Raw genomic sequence first — 22960 nt, forward strand, 5'->3', positions numbered from 1 at the left:
GCATTGACCTCCAGGGGGTTTTTGATTATCCAAATCGTCCTGATATATAATCATTTGTTCTTTGATCATTTGGCTCTGAGAACATCACATTCGTATCATTGACCTCAACAAGCTCGCCCATCAAGAAGAACGCTGTTCGGTCTGATACCCTTGCCGCTTGCTGCATATTATGCGTCACAATGGCAATCGTATATTTCTCTTTCAGTTTCATGATCAATTCTTCAATCTTTAATGTTGAAACAGGGTCAAGCGCAGATGTTGGTTCATCCATTAATAGAATATCCGGGCTTGTGGCAATGGCTCTTGCGATACAAAGACGCTGCTGCTGACCGCCGGAAAGACCTAATGCAGGCGCACTTAATCGATCTTTCACTTCATCCCAAAGGGCAACATCACGAAGCGCTTTTTCAGCGATTTCTTTCAATTGCTGCTTGCTCTTCACCCCGTGAATTCTTGGCCCGTAGACGACATTATCAAAGATAGATTGAGGGAATGGGTTTCCTTTTTGAAAGACCATCCCGACGTTTTTACGCAGTTCCACTAGATCGACACGGCCTTTTAAAATATTGTCACCGTTATACATCATATCCCCGGTGATTTTCACACCTGGCACTGTTTTGACCATGAGATTTAAGGTCTTTATAAAAGTTGACTTTCCGCAGCCGGACGGACCGATAATCGCTGTGACCTCATGCTCTTTAATGTCTAAATCAATATGCTTCAGTGCGTGATGCTGTCCGTACCAAAGGTTCATATCATTCACACGAAACACTTCTTTTTTGGCTGTTTCAGTTGCTACTGCATTCATCAAAATCCACCCGCCTTATCCGAATCGACCATTAATATAGTCTTCTGTTTTTTGCTGCGCAGGACGTGTAAAGATACGTTCAGTCGCATCGTATTCCACTAGATCACCGTTCAGGAAAAAGGCTGTATGATCAGATACACGTAACGCTTGCTGCATATTGTGTGTGACAATGACAATCGAATAATCATGTTTCAATTCCGATAATAATTCTTCGATTTTTGCATTTGAGATCGGGTCTAAGGCAGAAGCCGGTTCATCTAATAAAAGCACGCTAGGTTTCATCGCAAGGGTACGTGCAATACAGAGGCGCTGCTGCTGGCCGCCTGATAATGATAAGGCAGAGCGGTGCAAGCGATCCTTGACCTCATCCCATAGCGCTGCCTTTGTTAAGCTTTCTTCTACCGCATCATCAAGCACTGATTTCCTTTTTTCACCCGCATATTTTAGTGCATGCGTAATGTTATTATAGATGGATTTAGGAAATGGATTTGGCTTTTGGAAGACCATCCCGATTTCCCTTCTTAAATTCACCACATTAATACGGTCATCCAAAATATTTAGCCCTTCGTACATGATCGCCCCTTCACTTCGTGCACCTGGAATTAGGTCGTTCATGCGGTTAATGCTGCGTAAAAAAGTCGATTTTCCGCACCCTGATGGGCCGATTAATGCAGTGATTGCATTTTTTTCAATTTCAAATGAAATTTGATTGACTGCTCTTTTTTCACCATAATAAATACTTAAATCCTGCACCTGTAGAATCTGTTCCGCTTGAAGTGGAGCCTTTTTTGCTGCAATCTCTTTTTTTTCTGCTAGCATTTGAACCATATCCCCTTCACACCTCTCACTATTTATTTTGACGTAAGCTTCTTATGAATAAATGAACCAAGCCATCTAGCTGCTAAGTTGAATACTAATACAGAGAGCACAAGTACGGCTGATGCACCATTTGCAATGGCCTCTGCATCTGGAATAATTCCCTGTGTATTGACGTTCCATATATGAACGGCTAATGTTTCTGCCGGTCTAAAAATATTCAGTGGTGACGTATCGGAGAAAGGACTCCAGTTTGTAAAATCAAGACGCGGTGTTGAAAGACCTGCTGTGAAAAGAAGAGCAGCCGCCTCACCGAAAACTCTTCCCGATGCTAAAATCGCTCCGGTAATAATGGATGGAATCGCACCTGGGATCAGAACCGTCTTCACTGTATGCCACTTTGTCACACCGAGCGCAAGCGATGCTTCCTTTTGATCCTTCGGTACAGATCGAAGTGCATCTTCAGTCACCCTGACCATCACTGGCAGGTTAAAGACAGTCAGCGCAAGGGCTCCTCCGATGATCGTATAGCCCCATCCTGTTAAATTAACAAACATCAGCAAACCAAACATACCGATGACGATCGATGGCAGAGACGATAACACTTCAATACATGTACGAATAAAATCAGTCACTTTGTTTTGAGGTGCATATTCTGCCATGTACACCCCGCCGCCCACGCCAAGAGGCACGGTAAACAGCATCGTAATAAATAGAATGTAAAACGAGTTAAACAGCTGATCCCTAATACCGCCACCAGAACCAATCGCACTTGAGCGGGTAGTCAAAAAGTCAAAATTTAATTCTTTGGCACCGTTGAAGATGATATAAGAAAACAAGCCAACAAGTATCGCCGTGATAATGGCGGCACATAATCCAAAAACGATTGTGGCAAAACGATCGGTCATTTTGCTATTCATTAAATCTTCCTCCTAGATGACAAGTATCTGATAATGAGTATGAACATAAATGATACAACTAGAAGGACAAGTCCCATTGACCAAAGTGTATTGTTTTCAACACTTCCATACGTTGTATGTCCCATGTTTAACGTAATAATGGTTGTTAATGTACCAGCTGTGTCCATAATACTTTCTGGTAGATTACGCGTGTTTCCAATGACCATCTGAACGGCAAGGGCTTCTCCAAATGCTCTTGCCATTCCAAGCACGACTGCTGTCATTAATGTCGGAAGCGCTGCAGGTACAAGAACACGTCTGATCGTTTGCCATCTTGTTGCGCCTAATGCATACGATCCCTCACGTAAACTTTTTGGAAGTGAAGCCATTGCGTCAGTTGCAATGGATGTAACAGTTGGCAGAATCATAATAGAAAGGACAATCGTTCCTGCTAAAACACTGTGCCCTGAACCGCTTGACTTAAAGTGTCCAATAAACGGCACCAATACTGTAAGACCTATGAATCCGTAAACAACGGATGGAATCCCTACAAGCAGTTCAATCACTGGCTGGAGAATTTTCCGTCCCCATGCAGGTGCAATTTCTGTCATGAAGATCGCTCCTGCGATGCCTAGCGGTGCTGCTATAAGTGCTGATAGAAGCGTGACAGCGATTGAACCAAAGATAAACGGAAATGCGCCGTATTGCGGATTTTCTGCTGTAGGGTTCCAATTGATACTGGTTAAGAACTCAATTGGGCTTACACCATTTACGATGAAAGATTGTAAACCCTTAATGCCAAGGAAGATTGTGATGGCAATTGATACAGCAATCATTAAGAATGCGCAAAATTTCACCAAAATACTTCCTCTTACTTCATCCATTTGCCTATTTTTTTTCGAGCTGATCAGTCGATCGCTCGCTTCTGTATGTTCTATCTGTTTCATCTTTTTCTACACTCCTATGAATGTCATAAAAGGAAAAGTGAAAAGCTCCACTTTTCCTTCATCATCAATTCAAGACCTTTTACTTATCTGTTTGTTTGCCTGTTGCGTCTCTTTCTACTTTCATATTAGAGACTGAGATGTAGCCTTGGTCTTTCACGATTTGTTTTTGTACTTCGTCACTCATCAAGTAATCTAAAAATTGTTTTGCTAAACCGTCTGGCTCACCTTTTGTATAAGAGTGCTCGTATGCCCAAATTGTATATTTACCGCTTTCTACATTGCTTTCTTCTGGTTTCACACCATCAATGCTAAGCGGTGTAATTTTGTCATCTGTTAAATAAGAGAATGCTAGGTACCCAATCGCACCTGGTGTTTCTGCAATCAACTTTTTCACTGTGTTTGAAGAATCCTCTGTGATTCCTTCTGCAGGTGTCGCGCCGTCAAGTGCATATTTCACAAATGTTGCACGAGTTCCTGATGAGTCTGGTCTGTTCACAAGTGTGATTTTTTGGTCTTTCCCGCCAAGCTCTTTCCAGTTTTTGATTTTACCAGTGAAGATTTTTTTCAATTCGTCCTTTGTGATGTCTTTGACACCAACTTCAGGGTTAACAGCTGCGGCCATTCCAACAACTGCTACTTTGTGGTCTTTTAAAGCTTTTGCGTCGATTCCGTCTTTCTCTTCTGCGAATACATCTGAGTTCCCAATTTGTACAGATCCTTCTGATACTTGAGAAAGTCCTGTTCCTGAACCGCCGGCTTGTACTTGAATATCGGCTTTTGGATGTTTATCCATGAATTTTTCTGCTGCCGCAAGAACTAAAGGCTGCATCGCAGATGATCCTGAGATGGTAATGGAACCTGATGCCTCATCTTTGTTTGAAGCATTTCCTTTACTGTCTTTTGAATCTCCGCTTGAGCTGCTGTTTCCGCATGCTGTGACGAATGCTAACAATGCGATAGTAAGGAAAGTAAGCAGCCATAATTTGTTCTTTTTCATTTCAAGAATACCCCCTGAATAATTTGTCCTACGAGTAATACATTAAAGGTTCTTTATTAATTTCGTTTAAATGGAATGTTAAGGTTTTGTAAATGTCGAAGATTTGTAGAGAAATTGCGGGGTTTTTTATGATTTTTGTCAATTTAAATCGAAAAGTTTGAAGAAAATATAAAAAAACGCCCACAAAAAGTGAGCGTTTTTACCTAGAATAGGTCTAGTTATTTGTTTCTGCTTCATTTTCAATTTTGTTTTTGTTCTTCGCTTGTGTATCATTGCTTTCCTGTTTCGATTTCAGTTCAAAGTACTTGTCTAATACTTGTTCACCAATATCATTTGTAATCGGATAGCGCTGGTTGTAATCTTGATACACCCAAGGCACGACAACTGAAATCGCTACTTCTGGATTATCAGCAGGCGCATACGCAACAAGTGTTGTGTTATATGTTGGTGTGCCGCGTTTGCTTTTAATCGGGCCGTCATAGAATGATTGAGCGGTCCCTGTTTTGCCAGCTGGATTGTATTTTTTGTTGCCAAAGTTCGAATATGCTGTCCCTCTTGGGTTCTGCATCACAAGCTTGAATCCTTGCTGTACGCGTTTGATCTCATCACTTGTCATATCGAGCTTATTCAGTACATCCGGCTTGACGGACTCCGTTACAGCCCCAATGCCTCTTTGCGGATCTGGCTCTCTCACTTCTTTTACGAGCTGAGGACGTAAACGATAGCCGCCATTGGCAATCGTTGAAACGTATTGCGCCATTTGCAGCGGTGTAAACGTGTCATATTGTCCAATCGCATAGTCAAGTAACAGACCAGATTGTGTAGATGTTCCACGATAGCCAGTTGCTTCGTTTGGCAGGTCAATACCTGTCTCTACTCCAAGACCAAATTTACTAAAATTGTAACGGAACGTATCAAACGCCTTTGTATCAATTGGGAGCGGCTGATTCTTACGATATTCCCCTTTCCCAATTGCAATCGCTGTTTTAAACATATACACGTTTGATGAACGCTCTAGTGCGGTTAAATCATTAATGAGTCCCATATTTTGATAGGATTTTTTCGGCGGTGACTGAGCGATATAGAGCGGTTCATCGTATTGGGTGCTTCCAATATGAAGGACGCCTGTTTTATAACCTGTGAGCACAGTTGCCCCTTTTACTGCTGATCCCATCGCATATGATGATGTCATCGTTCCTAGTGCATAGTCATCAAATTTGTATGACCCATTCTTATTGGTAATCTGTTTACCCGCAATCGAGAGTACTTCCCCATTTCTCGGGTCCATCATGACAACAAACGCACGATCAAGAAGTTCTGTTCCGCCTCTTTGCTTCGCACTTTTCAAGTTCTTTTCGATGATTTTTTCCACCGCTTTTTGCAGCTGAATATCAATCGTCAGCACAAGGTCTTTCCCGCTCTTTCCTTCTGTTAACACTTTAGAGCTTGTGACATTGCCTTCTTTATCTGTTGTACTTTGTTCTTTTTCTTTTTGACCTTGCAGGACATCTTCATATTGATATTCAAGATAGCTTTTTCCTACACGATCATTTCGGCTGTAGCCGAGTGATAGATAATGTTCAAGCAGTGACGACGGAAGACCTTCATCACTTGAAGACACACTGCCGAGCATACTGCGGAGAAGTCCTTTATAAGGATAGCTGCGTGACCAGTCTGTTGTGACATCTACACCTGGCAGCTCGTCCAAATGCTCAGAGACGTAAGCAATTTCACTTGGTTTTACATCTTCATTTTTAATGAATTGAGGCGTAAGTGCATAGCCTGCATCCATTTGTCTTTTAATCGCAAGCACTTGCAAATCTTTTTTCGTCAGTTGATTTAATTCCTTGTCTGTGATGCGTTTCAGCTGGAGCTCGTATAGTTTATCATCAGAGACCTTATCGTCACCCTTTAAATCGGCTTCTTTTTGAACAAGCTTTTTCGCTTCATTCGGATGGGTTAAGATCCAGAAATCTTTTTTATCACGATCTGTGATTTTCTTCGTACTTACGTGAATCATATCCGCTAATTTTGTTGCCACTTTGAGCCGCTCTTCTTGTGAAGTCGTCGAGGTTCTCGTATATGTAATGGCATTTAGCGCTTTATTGCTGACAATCGTGTTATAGTTTCGATCATAAATTTTTCCTCGCGGAGCAGACGAGCTGACATTCACGTCTTCTTGTTTTTCTGCCTGCTTTTTATAATCTTCTCCATTCACAATCTGCACAAAACCGAGTCTGACCACAACACCGGTAAAAATAATGAACGCAGCTAAAAATAATAAATTCAGCCGGATCGGAAGTGTTTTGCGCCCTTCCTTTGCGTCTTTTTTGTTTTTCTTGTTTCTCATCACATCACCTTTTCTATCAAGAAAGAAATGGCACCCCTTTTTGTGTATAAAAGGTGCCATCATCATTTTAGCGGTTTTTCTATCATTTATCTAGAAATTTGATGTTCCATTGGTAAGAAATTTTACCTTTCTCCCTTCATAAGGTTCGTTTGAGAAACAGGCTTTTGACCGTCAGCCTCTTCTATATCAGCTGTTTTCTCTTTTAAATGAATGTCCTTTACAAAATAATAAATAAGGGTGTGCCCCGCTCCCAGTACGACAAGTGAAGCAGGAATCCCAAGCCGATCGCCCAGTAAGGTAACAGATAAAAGAAAAAAGACAATCGAACAAATACGCCCTGCATTTAAAAATAGTTCTCTGACGACAATATATTCAATTCGGGCTTTTCTTGCATATCTGGCATGACCGATGACATCGTAAGTTAAAGAGACATACGGAACTAGCAGAAGCGGGTAGCCGATCGCAATGGCTACTGCGTACATAAGCAGTGATACATAGGACAAGTGAAAGACGATTAAAAATAAAGCGCCGTATAAAATAAGCCCGCCAAACATAATCGCTTTTTTACGCCATTTTTTCTTAATCAAACGGGTAGCAAAAAAATAGGCAAAAAAGGCAACACCTGAATTGACTAGACCAAATGTGCCTAAAGCAAGCTCACTGTTTGTTGCAATAAACACAAAGACACTGATTAAAAAGACAAACACGCCTTCACGGAGCCCCTGAAAAAAGTGAGCAGTTGTGATCTTACGCCAATTCTCGTCCGCATGGCGCTCTTTCCAAATTTGCTTAATGATAAATTTTCCTTTAGATTGTCTCCTCTTGAGGAAAAAACTCATCACCACCGCTAGTGAAAACAAAAAAAGCGATAAAGTGAAAATCACTGTATAGCCTGTATCATCCGTTAATTGAGAAATCACAATTCCTGCAATGAGCGGCCCAATCATACCAGCTGTAGAGGTAAGCACTCCTAAAAATCCATTAAAGAAATCCCTTGTTTCAGGTTCAGTAATCTCAAAAGTAAGCACGTTAAAGGCAAGCCAGTAAAAACCATAGCCGATTCCAAGCACACTGCCTAATAACACGAGCCGAGCTGCCGCTTGCTCTCCTGCCATGAGAACAATTAAGTAAAAAGCGGCTAAGAAGATGACACCGAAACGAAGGACAAATGCACGATCTATTTTTTTAGCGAGCCGTCCAGCAAATAAAAAGGTAATGGGCTGAAGGACAACAATTGCCAAGTTATAAATCGCAAGGTCTGTAAATCGCCCAGACTGTTTCCATAAATACACGTTCACAAACGTATTCGAAAGCGCAATCGCAAGTGCGTATAATCCGCCAATCGTGAGGAGGAGCAATAAATCTCTTGTGACATCCATGTCCCCGAACATTTTCTTTAATCTGCTCATATCATTCATTCTCCTTTTCTACACAATAGTCTGTCTCATCAAAAGGCAGATATGTAAAAAAAGGAGGGAAAATATAAAAAGACCCGCTCTCAGAGAGAAGCAGGTCTTTTCAAATCAAATCATTTATTTAGCTTCGCTGTAAAGGCGAGCCACTTCATCCCAGTTCACAACATTCCAGAATGCTGAAATGTAATCAGGACGACGGTTTTGGTAGTTTAGGTAGTAAGCATGCTCCCAAACGTCTAGTCCTAGAATTGGTGTTTTTCCTTCAGTTAAAGGAGAATCTTGGTTTGGTGTGCTTGTAATTTCAAGTTTGCCATTGTTCACAACAAGCCATGCCCAACCAGAACCAAAGCGTCCTGCAGCTGCTGCAGCGAAATCAGATTTGAATTTTTCAAATCCGCCTAATTCTTTTTCGATCGCATCTGCAAGTTCACCAGTTGGTGCGCCGCCACCGTTTGGTGAAAGAAGCGTCCAGAATAATGAGTGGTTCGCATGTCCTCCGCCATTGTTACGTACAGCTGTACGAATGTTTTCAGGCACAGAGTTCAAGTTAGCCACTAGCTCTTCAATTGATTGATCTTCAAGAGCTGATACACCTTCGATTGCTTTGTTTAAGTTTGTTACATAAGTGTTGTGGTGTTTTGTGTGGTGAATCGTCATTGTTTCCTTGTCGATATGTGGTTCTAATGCATCGTAAGCATATGGTAATTCTGGAAGTTTAAAAGCCATGGTTAAATTCCTCCTTAGAAATGTATGTACTGAAATGCTTCCTTAGTAAGCAAGCAATTCACCCTAATCAAAGAGTATCAAAAGAAACGGCTTGTTTCAACGTTATTGCTCATGATCTGAAACATTTCAGTGTTTATTTTGTATTTAACCCTTCAGAAAGAGTGTTAAACACCGATTTTCCATTTAGCGAAGCACATAAAACAAAAAGATTCCCAGCATCAGTGCTTGAATCAACCCTTTTACAAATACGCCTGACACAAAACCAATTAATGAGCCAAGCCCCACTTTCACACTTGTCTTCAGATCTTTTTGATGAACGAGCAGCTCTGCGATGACACTGCCGATAAATGGACCAATGATAATTCCAGCAATCGGAATCACAAAAGGACCGGCTAAAAGCCCAATGGTACTTCCCCAAATGGCCGCCCGGCTGCCGCCAAAGCGTTTCACCCCAATCAGATTGGAGACATAATCCGCGGCAAATAACACAGCTGTAAACATGGCTTGAATGAGCCAAAAGGTGAGCGTCAATTTCTCAAAGCTAAAAAAGAGCCCATATAAAATAAACCCAAGAACCATGAAAACCACACTAGGAATGATTGGATAGACAAGTCCCACAAACGCAATGATAAATGCACAGCCGATCAAAATCCAATACAGCACGTCCAATCCGCTGCCGCCTCCTTTTTATATGCTGTATACATTATGCCTCATTCCTTCTATCTTAACCAGTAATGAAGGCCGTACTTGTACTGGATGGATAGACATTGATACAATGTGAGAAATAGAAAAGAATGTAGGAAGTGAATCGGTTGAACGTATTTAGTTTATTGTTAAAAGGAATTTATTCACCAAAAGATATTGCCAGAGCACGTTTTACTGGGATTGGAAAGGCCATTTTATTCATCTTTATCCTTTCGATCATCGCAGCTGTCCCCCAGGGCTATCATATGAGCCAAGAGATTTCAAATGCGATGTCAGGATTTCAGCATGTGATTAAAAAAGATTTACCCGACTTTTCCATTGAAAAAGGAACGCTTCAAGCGGACCAAAGCACGCCGATCGAAAAAGAAGAAAACGGCATCACGATTATCTTTGATCCCGCTGAAAAAATAAAATCAAGTGAGCTTGAATCAAAACAAACAGCCATTGCGTTATTAAAAGAAAAAGCAGTGATTGCCATTGATGGACAAATGACAGATATTCCATACCAGCTGCTTGGCGGAACACTCACAAAAGATGAACTTGCCAGCGTCACAAACCAGAATCAAGCGATCATTATCCCTGTCATTTGTGTCCTGCTGTACCTATCTACTGCTGCTCTCATGTTCATCAGCGCAACATTCCTAGCCATGCTTGGCACATTTATTAAACGAATGCAGCAAAAAGAGCTGTCCTTTCAAATGCTTTGGAAGCTCTCTGCCTATTCACTCACATTAACAACCGTCTTTTTCGCCATCATGAGTGCATTAAACACGCCGGTTGCGAACTCATTTTTATTAAATTGGGTGATTAACTTTATTTTCTTATATCTTGTCGTTAAAGAAATACCTGCAAAAAAATAAGCTCCCTCATTTTGGGGAGCTTTTTTATTTGTTTTGACCCTATGACTCATCTGGATGGATGATCGCAAACATATAGTGATCCTCCCACTTATCATTGATCTTTACTTTTTTACGATGAAGTCCCTCATTTTCAAACCCTGTCTTCTCAAGCACACGAATGGAACCAATGTTAGATGGTTTTACGCCAGCTTCAATACGGTGAAGGTACAGTTCATAAAAGGCATAATCGATAATCAAACGAATCGCCTCTGTCATATACCCCTTCCCGCCTTGCTTTTCATCAAGTACATATCCAAGCAAAGCCCCTTGAATCGGTCCTCTTTCAACAGAATGGAGTGAGATCGTTCCAATTAATGCATCTGTTTCATTTAAGAAAATACCGTGCATATAGGCTTCATCTTTTGCACGCCTTTGCATACTACGGTTAATCCGTTCCTTTTGACGAGGTACAGTAAAAAAATCATCCTGAACCAAAGGTGTAAATTGCTGAAAATAGGTGCGATTCTCTCGTTCAAGTGTTAATAGAGCTTCTGCATCACTTTCTGTTAGTGTTCTTACATATATATTCTGACTGATTTTCTTCATATACTCTCCCCCTTTTTTTATTTTATCATAATAAAGAAAGCGCTTCGGCTTATCAAAGATTTTTCCGATTACAAGTCATACTAGAACTCACTAGAACCGCCCTTCCCTAGCTTTTTCACTCTTTTTGGTTCTATCAACTCAGGGACAAACATACACTGAAGTAAACTCTTAAAAGCGGTGAGTAAAATGCGGCGAATTATTTTTTTACTAGTCAGTTTGTTTGTCCTCTTTATTATCTTTTTTGATTTGAAAAATGGAACGATCCCCGTTCAGGAAGGCCCTGCTGTTCCCGCCAGCGCCTTTCAAACAGCTGAAAAACAGGCATATAAAACTGTCACTGTTAAACAAGGTCAAACCGTCGTCTCTATCGTACATACAAGTAAGCCATTAGATGAAGTGATCGAAGACTTTGAAGCACTGAATCAAGGCGTCAAAGCGAACGAAATTCGGGCAGGCAGCACATACAAGTTTCCGGTCTATAAGAGATAAAACGTTAATTCCTTGTCATTCATATAAAGAGACTGTTACAATATGAGATGTAAAACACGTCGTACACTGCAAACGAATTGCATGTACACTAAGGAGCGATTGACAAGTGAGTGAAGTCACACATCGTACAAAAACGCGTCCCGTCAAAGTGGGACCTTTAACTATAGGTGGAAACAATGAAGTCGTCATTCAAAGTATGGCGACAACCAAAACACATGATGTCGAAGCGACAGTAGCTGAAATTAAACGTTTAGAAGAAGCTGGCTGTCAAATCGTGCGTGTCGCATGCCCAGATGAGCGTGCAGCAAATGCGATTGCGGACATTAAAAAACAAATCAACATTCCCCTTGTTGTCGACATTCATTTTGACTACAAGCTTGCACTGAAAGCGATTGAAGCAGGTGCAGACAAAATTCGTATCAACCCAGGAAACATCGGAAGACGAGAAAAAGTCGAAGCTGTTGTGAAAGCGGCAAAAGAAAAAGGCATTCCAATTCGTATTGGGGTAAACGCCGGTTCACTCGAGAAAAAGATTCTTGATAAATACGGCTATCCAACAGCAGATGGTATGGTTGAAAGTGCACTGCATCACATTAAAATTTTAGAAGACCTAGATTTTCATGACATCATTGTCAGTATGAAAGCATCTGATGTAAACCTTGCGATTGAGGCATACGAAAAAGCAGCAAAAGCCTTTGATTATCCTCTTCATCTTGGGATTACAGAATCAGGTACGTTATTTGCAGGTACGGTCAAAAGTGCAGCTGGTCTTGGCGCAATCTTGAATATGGGGATTGGTAACACACTCCGTATTTCATTAAGTGCTGACCCGGTCGAAGAAGTCAAAGTGGCACGTGAATTATTAAAATCATTTGGCCTTGCATCAAATGCAGCAACACTCATCTCTTGTCCAACTTGTGGACGAATTGAAATTGACCTCATTAGCATTGCAAATGAAGTCGAAGAATATATTTCTAAAATTAAAGCACCGATCAAAGTAGCTGTTCTCGGATGTGCTGTAAACGGTCCGGGTGAAGCGCGTGAAGCTGATATCGGCATCGCTGGCGCTAGAGGTGAAGGCCTTTTATTCCGCAAAGGTGAAATCGTTCGGAAAGTGCCAGAAGAAACAATGGTCGAAGAACTGAAAAAAGAAATCGATAAAATCGCTGAAGAACATTATGCAAAAATGGAAGCTGAAAAAGCAAAACAAGCGAACGCATAACAAAGAACGCCTGACATCACTGTCAGGCGTTTTTCTGTTCCTGTCCTGTTAAAAGAACGGGGTGATAAAGATGCCGAGGATGACGGAAACGATTCCGATCCCGATTGACCACGCGCCAAGCGCATGTGCTCCTTTTCTTCTTGCAATATAACCAACGACAATTGCCGCTACCCCTAATAGCACCGGCAAGACAAATAATGAGATAATCGCAATCGCGAGTGCTGTATAGCCTATCCCCTTACTGCCTGAATCGTCACCTACATGGTCACGTTCTCTTCTGTCTTCACGATCTCTTGATGCTTGATATGGCTCTGCTATTTCAGCAGCTGTTTCCTCTAAATAGCCATCATCATTACTAAAGTGTGTGTCGATTTCACGATCATTTCTTCTGAAATCTTCGTCTCTTTCCATGATCAATTCCCCCTTTTGGTTAATAGAAAGGAGCTTTTTTAGTATGAGCAAAAATGTCTGTTTCATGTTTGCTAAAACTTGCTGGAATTGTGAATTGATTATGTTACACTTTAAGAGGATAAATATGAGGAGTGTGGGCATGTTACGTTTAGGAATTGATATCGATGGCACAGTCACGGCGCAGGACACCTTTGTCCCCTACTTAAATGAGTCGTTTCAATGTGACATCACACTAGATGATATGACGGAATATGATTTGACGAAGCTTTTAAAGATTTCAAATGAAGAATTTTGGGGCTGGATGAATGAGTATGAGCCTCTTATTTATAAACAGGCAAAGCCTGCCGAGGGTGCAAAAGAAATCCTCAATCAAATGAAACATCATCATCAATTGATTTATATCACAGCCAGAAGGCAGCATCACTCAGACATCACCTACAAATGGTTTGAGGAGAATCATGTCTATTATGACGATATCGAGCTTGTTGGCGGACATCATAAGGTGGAAGCTGTTCAAAAACATAAGATCGATGTGTTTTTTGAAGATCACCATGGCAATGCCACAATGATTGCAAAAGAAGCTGACATTCCAGTGATTCTGTTTAACTCACCGTATAATCAAATGCCAATTGATGAACGGATCATTCGCGTGAATAACTGGCAAGAAGCATCCCATTGGATCAAACAGTATGAAAAGCGTCTGCAAACTGCTTACTAAAACAGATCAAAAGCCGATACGTTTTTAATGTATCGGCTTCAGATTGTTGACAAAGGGCTAAAATGAACTTTATTTTAGCCCTTTGTCTTCGTTTCAGCGTGATAGAAAACCTTTGCAGCCCTAGGAAGGACGAGTACTGGAGCGGAGCGAATTTGACATTCGTGAGCACCGGAACGCAGGACTGACAAAGAATGCGAGGGTTTGTCTACACGCTGAAGCCGATACGTTTAATGTATCGGCTTTTTGATTGTACGATGATGTCCTTCTTTTATTAAAAAATGATAAAGTGCACCCATCATACCTGCCTGATTGAAGTAATAGCACGTTTCCAGTGTCACCTGTATGTTTTTCCATGCATGCAAAGTATGTAAATGTTTCTCAATGTTTGGAATCAAATCGGGCCTTGCACTCACGCCCCCGCCAATGAGAATTTTCTCTGGATTGAGAACTGTTGCCACATTGTAAATGCCAATTGCGATTCGCTTGTACCACTGATCGATCATCTTCTCAATGGCCGGATCATGCTTGGCTTTTTCAAAGATCTCTTGACCGTCTATTTGCTGACTTTGTGGAAGTCCCTGCTGCTCTTTGTAGCTTCGTATCAATCCAGCTGTCGAAGCACTGCTGTTGAGTGTCGTAAACTGACCGTTTTCTGTTTCTGTCAGCATCATGCCAAATTCACCGCCGCGAAAAGAGGCACCGCGCACAAGCTCGCCACCAGCAAAAATACCGCCGCCGACACCAGTCCCAAGCGTCATACATATAAAGCTGTCACACTCTTTCGCATGACCACTAAATTTTTCAGCCAGAGCTGCACAGTTCGCATCATTTTCTACTTCTACACGAAGTGATGTTTTTTCTTCCAAAAGCGTTTTGACATTTTGGCCATTTAAAGCAATAATCGCTCCTGCAAATTCCGTATAACCCGTTTGACTGTCAACAAAACCCGGAAGACTCATCGCAATCCCTTTGATATCCCAAGTCCTTTGATACTCTTTCACCACGTTCTCCATGTCCTCTAAAAACGGCTCAAGCTGCCGGCAGTTTGTTTCGTAGTCGCCGCTCGTGATCAGCTCACCATGTCGATCCATGACCCCATGCTTTGTTTTTGTCCCGCCTACATCGAATACGATATAATACGCCACTTTTGACCCCTCCCCCTATTTCTAAAGACTCAAATCTGCTTCTATAGATGATCTGTTGTTCTCATTTTAATGAAACAGTTATCCTTTGTAAAACGTTTTCAACATGACAAAACAAAAAGCCAGCCCATCGGCTGGCTTCTTTCATGAATGAACTTCCTTCGGTTCGCAAGAAGGACACGTTCCGTAAATCTCAAATTTATGTCCGCTAATGTGATAATCCTCTAGATCAGCATCAAGCTTGTCCATAGGGCAAGCGTCGATTTCCTTTGTTTTACCGCACGTCAAACAAATAAAGTGATGATGATGATGGGAAAACGAACATTTAAAACGGAACAGTTTCTCCCCTGATAATTCCGTTGTCTCTAATATCCCAAGATCTTCATATAAAGACAGGTTTCGATAAATCGTATCAAAACTAAGCCCTGGGTAATCTTCACTTAAAGCTGTTAATACATTTTTAGCGGTCAAGTATTTATCAGAATCAGAAAACAATTGAAGCATATCTTCACGTTTGCTTGTATATTTATAGCCTTTTTCCTTTAATAAATCAAGCGCTTCTTGTACGTTCATGATGATTCCCCCTTCTGAATTTCCCAATACTAATACACCCGATTAAAATCAAAATAGACAGCATCACAATGGTTCCACCCGGCGCTAAATCAAGATAATAACTTAAAATCAAGCCGACCATGACAGACAATTCCCCAAATAAGATGGAAAGGAAAATCGCCTGTTTAAACCCTTTGGCAATCCGAATACTTGCCGCAACAGGCAGTGTCATGAGTGCCGACACTAGGAGTGTACCGACAATACGCATCGATGCTGCGATGACAAGTGCAACAACTAAAATAAAAATAAAATGAATCCACTTCGCTGAAATACCAGAAGCCTTCGCATGTTCTTCATCAAAAGAAAGCAAAAACAATTCTTTATACAAGAGCACAACCACTAATACAACAACAAGTGAGATCCCAACAATAATCCAAAGATCGAGCCTTGAAACCGCACTGACACTTCCGAACAAATAACTGAACAAATCTGTATTAAAACCATTTGCAAGTGAAATGAAAATAACAGAGATCCCAATACCACCCGATAAAATAATGGGAATCGCCAGCTCCTGATAATGTTTATACACAGAGCGCAGACGTTCAATAAACAATGAGCCAGCCACAGAAAAAGCCATTCCTAAGTAAAGCGGGCTAACCCCTGTCAAAAGTCCAAACTTTTTATCAAGGAATAAACTTGCCGCTATCCCAGCAAGTGACACGTGACTAAGCGCATCTGCGATGAGAGAGAGCCTTCTCACGACAATAAATACACCAAGTAAGGGCGCAATAAAGCCGATCAGCATCCCTGCGATAAACGCATTTTGTAAAAATTCATAATGAAAAAATGGAAATAGCATTATTCATGTCCCCCATGATGGTGATGATCGTGATGAATCACTTGAATGTCATGCCCGTAAAACTGAGAAAGCGCCTGATCATCCATCGAATCAAACGTTTCCGCATCTCCATGAAAATGAAGTGTCTGATTTAAACAAGCCACATGCGTGACTTTGTCAGAAACGGTTCCTACATCATGTGTAACGAGAATTAAAGACATTCCTTTTTCTTTGTTCAATGTTTCTAACAGCTGATAAAAGCCTTCTACTGTTCTTTGGTCTACACCCACAGTCGGCTCATCTAAAATAAGCAGCTTCGGCTGACTGACGAGTGCACGGGCAATAAATGTACGCTGCTGCTGCCCGCCTGAAAGCTCACCAATGTTTTGGTGTTTTAAGTCCTGTATGCCAACTGAGCGGATGGCCTCATCTACTTGAAGCTTATCCTGCTTACTCATGCGTTTGAATAAACCAATCTTCGCCGTTAAACCACTTGCCACGACCTCGTATACAGAAGCAGGAAAACCTGTATTAAAGCTATTCGCCTTTTGAGAAACAAATCCAATTTGATCCCAGTCTTTAAATTTTTGAGCAGGTGTGCCAAAGAGCTTCAATTCTCCCTGCTGGGGTTTAATCAAGCCAAGCAGGCATTTTAATAAGGTTGTTTTACCAGATCCATTCGGTCCAACAAGTGCTAGAAAGTTTCCTTCCTCTACCGTTAAATGAATGTGATCGATGACATTTCGCTGTCCATATGAATACGAAATGTCCTTCATTTCAATAATTGGCTTTGCCATAAATCTTTCCACCTTTAATCCAATATAAAAAGAATGATTACGATTTATACAACAAAAAGAAAATGGCAAAAGCCATTTTCTTTGTCCATACATACATTTCATTATATAAAAGAAAGATAAAAAAGTAAAATAAAAGCTAATGAATGGCTGTTTTGAATTTACCGCCTTTTGTTTCATGCGTATCCATAATCGTAATAAAGGCTTGACCATCAATTTCAAACACGATAGATTTCAGTTTCGTAATTTCAAGTCTTGTCACGACGGCGTAAATGACATCTTTTTCTTCATCAGTATAACCGCCTTTTCCTCTAAGTTTGGTGGTTCCCCTTCCGAGACGATGAAGGATCGCATCTGAAATTTCATCATAATAATCCGAAACGATAATGACAGCTTTTGTTTCATCTAGTCCTTGAATGACAGCATCAATTGTTTTCATTGCCAAATAATATGTCATGACAGAATACATAGCTTGCTCCGGTCCGAAGACAAAGCCCGCCCAAATAAAAATGAACACATTGACGATCATGACAAACTCACCGACGGAGAAAGGAATTTTTTTCGTCAGAAGAATTCCTAAGATTTCCGTTCCGTCCATTGAGCCTCCATTCCGTATCACAAGCCCAACGCCAAACCCGAGTAACAGCCCCCCAAATACAGTAGCTAAAATCGGCTGCGTCGTAAATGCCTCTACATGATGAAGTGAAGATTCAATCACGGCCAAGCTGACAATCCCAATCACAGTGGAAACCAAAAAGGTTTTCCCAATATGTTTGTATCCTGATATCATAAATGGAATATTTAAAATGACAACAATCGTCGCGAAATTAATGAATGGGTTATCCGTAAAAAGATAATCCAAAATAAGCGAAATACCGATGATGCCTCCATCAATAATATTGTTTGGCACTAAAAATAATTCAATGCTGACTGCTGCACATGCAGCTCCTACTAGAATCAGAAAAATTCTCAAAATAAAATGAGGCACTGATTCCTTTTTATGCTGTTTACTATTTGCCATACGTTCTCCCTTCTACACATGTTTAGTTTTCAATGAACATTTTATTCACTTTACTATTTTATCATTTCACAGAGTAAAATAAAATTTTTTGCACATTTTCCGTTTTCGCCCATACATTGATACAGAGGGGAGGAATGGAATTGATTTTAATTCAAAAAATTGTGTTGCAGCGTCTGAATCAGATCACAGCAAATGACTTGTTAAAGTATGCGAAACAGTATGGGGTCAGCTTAACATCCAATCAGGCTGCTGAGGTCGCCAAACTCATGAATGGGAAAAACATCAATATTTTTAATGATGCAGAGCGCAACCGGCTGCTTAAGCAAGTGGAAGCGATTACGTCTAAACAGACAGCACAGACCGTCAATGATCTGTTTAATCAATTCACAAATTAGGCAAAAAAGGGCCGCATTTAGCGGCACCTCATCACATTGCATGCACTTTTTATTGACCCGTAATCTTATCTAGTAAACCTTCATCAAATTGCTTTTCTTTCAGCATCGCAATTTCGAATTTGTAAGGTGGTTTCTTGTTCTTTTTATCTTCACCTACATAAGGCGTTTCTAGAATCTTCGGCACATCTTGAAGCTGTGGATGATGAACGATATAGCTCAGGGCATCAAAACCAATTTCTCCAAAACCGATATTTTCATGTCGGTCTTTTCTTGCGCCTTGTACATTTTTACTGTCATTAATATGAAGAACTTTGATTCGGTCGATCCCGACAATTCGATCAAATTCTTCTAATACTCCATCAAAATCACTCACAATGGGATAACCTGCATCGTGCGTGTGACACGTATCAAAGCAAACAGAAAGTGCTTCGTTATGTGTCACACCGTCAATAATTTGGGCAAGCTCTTCAAAGCTTCTTCCGCACTCTGATCCTTTTCCTGCCATTGTTTCCAGCGCAATTTGAACCTCCTGCCCCTTCACAATGACTTCATTGAGACCTTCAATGATTTTTTGAATTCCAGCATCTGCACCTGCTCCAACATGCGCACCCGGATGAAGAACAATTTGTCTTGCACCTAGCGCTTCTGTACGCTCTATCTCAGAGCGAAGGAAGTCCACTCCAAGCTCAAATGTCGCTGGATTCACTGTGTTCCCAATATTGATAATATACGGTGCATGAACGACGATATCTGTCATACCATGCTCTTTCATATGCGCTTGTCCAGCTTCAATATTGAGATCTTCAATTTTTTTGCGGCGCGTATTTTGCGGTGCACCTGTATAAATCATAAAAGTATTTGAACCATAAGAGGCAGCTTCCTCACTCGCTGCAAGTAGCATATGTTTTCCGCTCATGGATACATGTGATCCAATCTTCAACAATGTGTCCCCCTACTTTCCGTTACGCTTTGACTTTCTACGTTCTTGTCTTTTGATTTTATCCATCTCACGTGTCATTTTCTTTTTATATCCAGGTTTGACGGCTTTCGGTTTTCTGACAAGACGTTTTGCTTTTTCTTCAATTTCATTTGGTGCTTTTTTACGTCTTTGACGCTTCAAACGATCATCTGCATCTCGCCATTCGCCATGAACAATTGTTTTGTTTTCAAACACAACACCCATTTTTTCAATTTGAACGAGTGCATCCTCATCAGCGAGATCATAAATGGTCATTGCAATGCCAGATGAACCAGCGCGAGCCGTTCTTCCCACACGGTGAACATAAAAATCAAGATCGGATGGGAGCTCATAGTTAATCACGTGGCTGACGCCCTTAATATCAATCCCGCGGGCAGCAAGATCAGATGCCACAATATATGTGAACTCCAAATCTTCAATTTGTTTCATCACTTTTTTACGTTCACGAGGCGTTAAACCGCCATGAAGTACCCCAATTTTCATTCCTTTTTCCTGTAGGAATGAGGCAATTTCATCAACAGTTGATTTTGTATTGGCAAAGATGATCCCTAAATAAGGCTGTACATTCGTCACCATTTCATGAAGTAATTTTAATTTATCACGTTGTTTAGATGGAACTAAAATATGCTGAATGTTTTCAGCCGTAATTCGTTTCGGTTCAACATGTGCATATTTCGGATTATCCATATATTTTTTGAGGAAAGGTTTTAATTTTTCTGGAATAGTTGCTGAGAACACGAGCATTTGCAACTGTTCTGGCATTTGTGAACCAATACGATCCACATCTTCTAAAAAGCCCATATCTAGCATAAGGTCTGCTTCATCAATGACAAGAGATGTTGCTTTGTACACATTCAGCGCTTGCTCATGAATAAGATCAGCAATACGTCCAGGAGTGCCGACCACTAAGTGCGGCTGATTCTTTAGCTTTTGAATGGATTTCTGCTTGTCCGTTCCGCCAATGTAAAGCTTTGCCTTGATTTCTTCTTCTGGAGGCGTATTTTTTAAGATCGTTTGTGCTTCTTTAAAAATTTGATTCGCTAATTCTCGTGTTGGTGCAGTAATGACCACTTGTACTTGCTCTTTGCTTGGATCAATTGAATGAATAAGCGGCAATAAATACGCATGGGTTTTCCCTGTCCCTGTTTGTGACTGTCCAATCACGCTTTCACCTTTTAAAACAGCAGGGATAATTCTTTTTTGAATATCAGTCGGCTCATAAAAGCCCAGTTCATGAATAGCATCTATAATAAAAGACTTTAATTCATATGTCGTAAATTTCGTTTCTTTCATGTTTTCACTCCTTAAGGCAATGCCTTTTTGCTCATCTCCTCATTATAGCTGATTTTCAGCAAAAAAACCATGTCCGCTTTTCTCACAGGAAACCAAATGATACTTCCCTGCATAACCTATGAAGAGAAAGAGAATGCAGTAAGGGAGGTACAAGTATGTTAGGGCAAAGGCCTATGGGCGATTTTCAGCCGCATCGTCCCTCACGCCGGCACCTTGGAAATGGCGGTCAGCCCGGGATTTTTCAACGGAGACAGCAGGCTCCGATCGAACAGCCTTTTCAAGGGCAAGGCAACCAATTTCAACAAATGATGCCTCGCTCTCCGTCTGTACAAGGCGGCGGTCTACGCGGGATGGGTGGCATTCCTGGAGGCGAAAGCCGAGCACTAGGCGGCGCCGGAATTAAGGGCATGCTGGCAAAATTTCTTCCTGGAGCTGGAGGAGCAGGGATCTCTGGAGCTGGAGGTGGTGCGGGATTACAAGGAATCCAGAGCTTCGCAAACCCTGCGAACCTTTCAAGCATGTTAGGAAATGTTCAAAAAGTACTCGGAATGGCGCAGCAATTCACGCCTATGATTCAGCAATACGGTCCTTTAGTCAGAAATTTGCCTGCCATGATTAAACTCTATAGCCAGCTTGGCAGTGCGGATGATGATGAAACAAATACGAATGATGCAGACGAAGAACCAAAAGAAATCACTGCAGAAACAGACGTTCCGCACGAACAAACAGCACCGGTTGATGATGAAATAGAAGAAGGAAAAGAAGAAGAACCAGAGGACATCCTTGTCAAAAAAGGGACTGTACACACATCAACTGCTCCTGAAGTAAAACCGAAAAAAAGATCGGGTAGTTCCATTCCGAAACTATATGTCTAGTGATCTTTTAAAGGCGAAGTGTTTCCCATGTATAACAATCTTTGATATATGCGCTTACTTTGGCTATAATGAAGGAAGAGAATGATCAAAAGCCGTTTTTCACGGCTTTTTATATTGTTCTTCTCTAGCAGCACTTCCCTACAGGAGGACGAATAAATGAATGTAATTAAAATTTCGCCGCGTGGCTATTGCTATGGCGTTGTAGATGCAATGGTCATTGCTAAAAATGCCGCACTTGATAAAAACTTGCCACGCCCAATTTATATATTAGGTATGATTGTGCACAACAAACATGTCACAGATGCCTTCGAAGAAGATGGAATTTACACACTGGACGGACCAAACCGTCTGGATATTTTAAAACAGGTTGAAAGTGGCACAGTGATTTTCACCGCTCACGGCGTATCTCCTGAAGTCCGTCAAATTGCAGAAGAAAAAGGCCTTGTCGCCATTGATGCGACCTGTCCAGATGTCACGAAAACACATGAACTCATTTCAGAAAAAACAGCTGATGGATATGACATTATTTATATCGGGAAAAAGGGTCACCCTGAGCCAGAAGGAGCCGTCGGTGTTGCACCTGACAAAGTCCACCTTGTCGAAACAGAAGCTGATATTAAAGCGCTCGATTTAACGTCAGATAAACTACTCATCACCAATCAGACAACAATGTCTCAGTGGGATGTTCATGATCTGATGGAGCTCATTAAAGAAAAATATCCTCACGTCGAGTACCATCAAGAAATCTGCCTTGCGACACAGGTACGTCAGGAAGCTGTGTCACAGCAAGCAGGCCAAGCCGATCTGACCATTGTGGTCGGCGACCCAAAAAGCAATAACTCAAATCGTCTGGCGCAAGTGTCAATGGAGATTGCAGGAACGCAGGCTTACCGAATTGGTGATCTCAGTGAGTTAAAGCTTGAATGGCTCCAAGGGGTAAAAACAGTTGCCGTTACTGCAGGTGCTTCCACACCAACACCTATTACAAAAGAAGTCATTCGTTTCTTAGAAAACTACGAACCTGATGATGAATCGACATGGAAAATTGAACGGACGGTTCCTCTTTCTAAGATATTACCTCGCGTGAAAACAAAGAAATAAAAAAACGTCAGAGCTGCTATGC

25 protein-coding genes are annotated in these 22960 nt (G+C 41.2%); 7 read left to right on the forward strand and 18 right to left on the reverse strand.

Features of this window, described 5'->3' with window-relative positions; all coding sequences use genetic code 11:
- Positions 1 to 25 precede the first annotated feature (25 nt).
- The 9 genes from pstB (NST09_RS11610) to NST09_RS11650 form a co-directional block, all read right to left on the reverse strand.
- Positions 26 to 808 (reverse strand): phosphate ABC transporter ATP-binding protein PstB, encoded by a 783-nt coding sequence (pstB, locus tag NST09_RS11610; protein WP_017367606.1) that lies wholly within the window; start codon positions 806 to 808, stop codon positions 26 to 28.
- Positions 809 to 823: 15 nt separating this feature from the next.
- The gene (gene pstB / locus NST09_RS11615; RefSeq protein ID WP_008342339.1) at positions 824 to 1627 is read right to left on the reverse strand and encodes a phosphate ABC transporter ATP-binding protein PstB; all 804 of its coding nucleotides are present in this window, start codon (positions 1625 to 1627) and stop codon (positions 824 to 826) included.
- Between the two features lie 32 nt (positions 1628 to 1659).
- Positions 1660 to 2544 (reverse strand): phosphate ABC transporter permease PstA, encoded by an 885-nt coding sequence (gene pstA, locus NST09_RS11620; protein ID WP_007501259.1) that lies wholly within the window; start codon positions 2542 to 2544, stop codon positions 1660 to 1662.
- Complete coding sequence (pstC, locus tag NST09_RS11625) at positions 2544 to 3470, reverse strand: phosphate ABC transporter permease subunit PstC (RefSeq protein WP_017357999.1); 927 nt, start codon at positions 3468 to 3470, stop codon at positions 2544 to 2546. Before pstC ends, pstA begins: the two co-directional genes overlap by 1 nt.
- 79 nt (positions 3471 to 3549) lie before the next feature.
- Positions 3550 to 4467, reverse strand: a complete 918-nt coding sequence (locus tag NST09_RS11630; RefSeq protein ID WP_342493019.1) for a phosphate ABC transporter substrate-binding protein — start codon at positions 4465 to 4467, stop codon at positions 3550 to 3552.
- A 214-nt stretch (positions 4468 to 4681) separates the two neighbouring features.
- Positions 4682 to 6817: a penicillin-binding protein 2 gene (locus NST09_RS11635; protein WP_039964027.1), complete on the reverse strand. Its 2136-nt coding sequence runs from the start codon at positions 6815 to 6817 to the stop codon at positions 4682 to 4684.
- A gap of 122 nt (positions 6818 to 6939) precedes the next feature.
- Positions 6940 to 8226, reverse strand: coding sequence for an MFS transporter (locus NST09_RS11640; protein WP_008342348.1), 1287 nt, complete (start codon positions 8224 to 8226; stop codon positions 6940 to 6942).
- A gap of 123 nt (positions 8227 to 8349) precedes the next feature.
- Positions 8350 to 8958, reverse strand: coding sequence for a superoxide dismutase SodA (gene sodA, locus NST09_RS11645; RefSeq protein ID WP_007501264.1), 609 nt, complete (start codon positions 8956 to 8958; stop codon positions 8350 to 8352).
- A 183-nt stretch (positions 8959 to 9141) separates the two neighbouring features.
- Positions 9142 to 9627, reverse strand: coding sequence for a DUF456 domain-containing protein (locus NST09_RS11650; RefSeq protein WP_342493020.1), 486 nt, complete (start codon positions 9625 to 9627; stop codon positions 9142 to 9144).
- Between the two features lie 143 nt (positions 9628 to 9770).
- Here NST09_RS11650 and NST09_RS11655 point away from each other — a divergent pair, with 143 nt between their 5' ends.
- Positions 9771 to 10523, forward strand: a complete 753-nt coding sequence (locus NST09_RS11655; RefSeq protein WP_007501266.1) for a DUF1189 domain-containing protein — start codon at positions 9771 to 9773, stop codon at positions 10521 to 10523.
- Between the two features lie 39 nt (positions 10524 to 10562).
- Here NST09_RS11655 and NST09_RS11660 read toward each other — a convergent pair whose 3' ends face one another.
- Positions 10563 to 11108, reverse strand: a complete 546-nt coding sequence (locus NST09_RS11660; protein WP_156060768.1) for a GNAT family protein — start codon at positions 11106 to 11108, stop codon at positions 10563 to 10565.
- A 186-nt stretch (positions 11109 to 11294) separates the two neighbouring features.
- On the opposite strand from NST09_RS11660, the gene NST09_RS11665 reads away from it, so the two are divergent.
- Together NST09_RS11665 and ispG are read left to right on the forward strand one after the other, a co-directional pair.
- Positions 11295 to 11597, forward strand: a complete 303-nt coding sequence (locus tag NST09_RS11665) for a hypothetical protein (protein ID WP_007501268.1) — start codon at positions 11295 to 11297, stop codon at positions 11595 to 11597.
- A 106-nt stretch (positions 11598 to 11703) separates the two neighbouring features.
- Entirely contained in the window at positions 11704 to 12819 is a 1116-nt protein-coding gene (gene ispG / locus NST09_RS11670; protein ID WP_008342357.1) for a flavodoxin-dependent (E)-4-hydroxy-3-methylbut-2-enyl-diphosphate synthase, read from the forward strand.
- A gap of 48 nt (positions 12820 to 12867) precedes the next feature.
- Here the strand turns inward: ispG and NST09_RS11675 are convergent, their stop codons facing one another.
- Positions 12868 to 13230: a DUF308 domain-containing protein gene (locus NST09_RS11675; protein ID WP_008342359.1), complete on the reverse strand. Its 363-nt coding sequence runs from the start codon at positions 13228 to 13230 to the stop codon at positions 12868 to 12870.
- Between the two features lie 139 nt (positions 13231 to 13369).
- Here NST09_RS11675 and NST09_RS11680 point away from each other — a divergent pair, with 139 nt between their 5' ends.
- Positions 13370 to 13948 carry a hypothetical protein gene (locus NST09_RS11680; protein WP_342493021.1) on the forward strand — a complete coding sequence of 193 codons (579 nt, stop codon included), beginning with the start codon at positions 13370 to 13372 and terminating at the stop codon, positions 13946 to 13948.
- Positions 13949 to 14175: 227 nt separating this feature from the next.
- Here NST09_RS11680 and NST09_RS11685 read toward each other — a convergent pair whose 3' ends face one another.
- The 5 genes from NST09_RS11685 to NST09_RS11705 form a co-directional block, all read right to left on the reverse strand.
- Positions 14176 to 15093, reverse strand: a complete 918-nt coding sequence (locus NST09_RS11685) for an ROK family protein (RefSeq protein WP_342493022.1) — start codon at positions 15091 to 15093, stop codon at positions 14176 to 14178.
- 141 nt (positions 15094 to 15234) lie between these two features.
- The gene (locus NST09_RS11690) at positions 15235 to 15663 is read right to left on the reverse strand and encodes a Fur family transcriptional regulator (RefSeq protein WP_003217433.1); all 429 of its coding nucleotides are present in this window, start codon (positions 15661 to 15663) and stop codon (positions 15235 to 15237) included.
- Positions 15641 to 16501, reverse strand: a complete 861-nt coding sequence (locus NST09_RS11695; protein WP_007501274.1) for a metal ABC transporter permease — start codon at positions 16499 to 16501, stop codon at positions 15641 to 15643. The genes NST09_RS11690 and NST09_RS11695 overlap by 23 nt, the downstream gene beginning before the upstream one ends.
- Positions 16501 to 17277, reverse strand: a complete 777-nt coding sequence (locus NST09_RS11700) for an ABC transporter ATP-binding protein (protein ID WP_008342368.1) — start codon at positions 17275 to 17277, stop codon at positions 16501 to 16503. The genes NST09_RS11695 and NST09_RS11700 overlap by 1 nt, the downstream gene beginning before the upstream one ends.
- Before the next feature lie 136 nt (positions 17278 to 17413).
- Complete coding sequence (locus NST09_RS11705) at positions 17414 to 18295, reverse strand: YitT family protein (protein WP_017367617.1); 882 nt, start codon at positions 18293 to 18295, stop codon at positions 17414 to 17416.
- A 140-nt stretch (positions 18296 to 18435) separates the two neighbouring features.
- On the opposite strand from NST09_RS11705, the gene NST09_RS11710 reads away from it, so the two are divergent.
- A complete protein-coding gene (locus NST09_RS11710; protein ID WP_024718823.1) occupies positions 18436 to 18690 on the forward strand; it encodes a DUF2624 domain-containing protein in 255 nt (84 codons plus the stop codon).
- A 49-nt stretch (positions 18691 to 18739) separates the two neighbouring features.
- Here NST09_RS11710 and NST09_RS11715 read toward each other — a convergent pair whose 3' ends face one another.
- Together NST09_RS11715 and NST09_RS11720 are read right to left on the reverse strand one after the other, a co-directional pair.
- Positions 18740 to 19633, reverse strand: a complete 894-nt coding sequence (locus NST09_RS11715; RefSeq protein WP_017358005.1) for a deoxyribonuclease IV — start codon at positions 19631 to 19633, stop codon at positions 18740 to 18742.
- A gap of 9 nt (positions 19634 to 19642) precedes the next feature.
- Positions 19643 to 20962 carry a DEAD/DEAH box helicase gene (locus NST09_RS11720; protein WP_024718822.1) on the reverse strand — a complete coding sequence of 440 codons (1320 nt, stop codon included), beginning with the start codon at positions 20960 to 20962 and terminating at the stop codon, positions 19643 to 19645.
- A gap of 155 nt (positions 20963 to 21117) precedes the next feature.
- Between NST09_RS11720 and vrrA the strand changes: the two genes are divergently transcribed.
- Positions 21118 to 21837, forward strand: coding sequence for a VrrA/YqfQ family protein (vrrA, locus tag NST09_RS11725; protein ID WP_342493023.1), 720 nt, complete (start codon positions 21118 to 21120; stop codon positions 21835 to 21837).
- A gap of 156 nt (positions 21838 to 21993) precedes the next feature.
- Positions 21994 to 22938, forward strand: coding sequence for a 4-hydroxy-3-methylbut-2-enyl diphosphate reductase (locus NST09_RS11730; protein WP_007501283.1), 945 nt, complete (start codon positions 21994 to 21996; stop codon positions 22936 to 22938).
- The last annotated feature ends 22 nt before the right edge of the window (positions 22939 to 22960 follow it).

It is taken from the genome of Bacillus sp. FSL W7-1346, assembly GCF_038593335.1.
In the GTDB taxonomy this organism is placed as follows: domain Bacteria; phylum Bacillota; class Bacilli; order Bacillales; family Bacillaceae; genus Bacillus; species Bacillus altitudinis.

Coding starts and splice junctions, on each gene's coding strand:
- NST09_RS11700 (WP_008342368.1), bottom strand. CDS start 17,277: ATGGCAAAGCCAATTATTGAAATGAAGGACATTTCGTATTCATATGGA.
- NST09_RS11665 (WP_007501268.1), top strand. CDS start 11,295: ATGCGGCGAATTATTTTTTTACTAGTCAGTTTGTTTGTCCTCTTTATT.
- pstC (WP_017357999.1), bottom strand. CDS start 3,470: ATGAAACAGATAGAACATACAGAAGCGAGCGATCGACTGATCAGCTCG.
- NST09_RS11690 (WP_003217433.1), bottom strand. CDS start 15,663: ATGAACGTACAAGAAGCGCTTGATTTATTAAAGGAAAAAGGCTATAAA.
- pstB (WP_008342339.1), bottom strand. CDS start 1,627: ATGCTAGCAGAAAAAAAAGAGATTGCAGCAAAAAAGGCTCCACTTCAA.
- NST09_RS11635 (WP_039964027.1), bottom strand. CDS start 6,817: ATGAGAAACAAGAAAAACAAAAAAGACGCAAAGGAAGGGCGCAAAACA.
- NST09_RS11730 (WP_007501283.1), top strand. CDS start 21,994: ATGAATGTAATTAAAATTTCGCCGCGTGGCTATTGCTATGGCGTTGTA.
- pstB (WP_017367606.1), bottom strand. CDS start 808: ATGAATGCAGTAGCAACTGAAACAGCCAAAAAAGAAGTGTTTCGTGTG.
- NST09_RS11660 (WP_156060768.1), bottom strand. CDS start 11,108: ATGAAGAAAATCAGTCAGAATATATATGTAAGAACACTAACAGAAAGT.
- vrrA (WP_342493023.1), top strand. CDS start 21,118: ATGTTAGGGCAAAGGCCTATGGGCGATTTTCAGCCGCATCGTCCCTCA.
- NST09_RS11695 (WP_007501274.1), bottom strand. CDS start 16,501: ATGCTATTTCCATTTTTTCATTATGAATTTTTACAAAATGCGTTTATC.
- NST09_RS11640 (WP_008342348.1), bottom strand. CDS start 8,226: ATGAGCAGATTAAAGAAAATGTTCGGGGACATGGATGTCACAAGAGAT.
- NST09_RS11675 (WP_008342359.1), bottom strand. CDS start 13,230: ATGGAAAGAGACGAAGATTTCAGAAGAAATGATCGTGAAATCGACACA.
- NST09_RS11630 (WP_342493019.1), bottom strand. CDS start 4,467: ATGAAAAAGAACAAATTATGGCTGCTTACTTTCCTTACTATCGCATTG.
- sodA (WP_007501264.1), bottom strand. CDS start 8,958: ATGGCTTTTAAACTTCCAGAATTACCATATGCTTACGATGCATTAGAA.
- NST09_RS11705 (WP_017367617.1), bottom strand. CDS start 18,295: ATGGCAAATAGTAAACAGCATAAAAAGGAATCAGTGCCTCATTTTATT.
- NST09_RS11720 (WP_024718822.1), bottom strand. CDS start 20,962: ATGAAAGAAACGAAATTTACGACATATGAATTAAAGTCTTTTATTATA.
- pstA (WP_007501259.1), bottom strand. CDS start 2,544: ATGAATAGCAAAATGACCGATCGTTTTGCCACAATCGTTTTTGGATTA.
- NST09_RS11680 (WP_342493021.1), top strand. CDS start 13,370: ATGTTACGTTTAGGAATTGATATCGATGGCACAGTCACGGCGCAGGAC.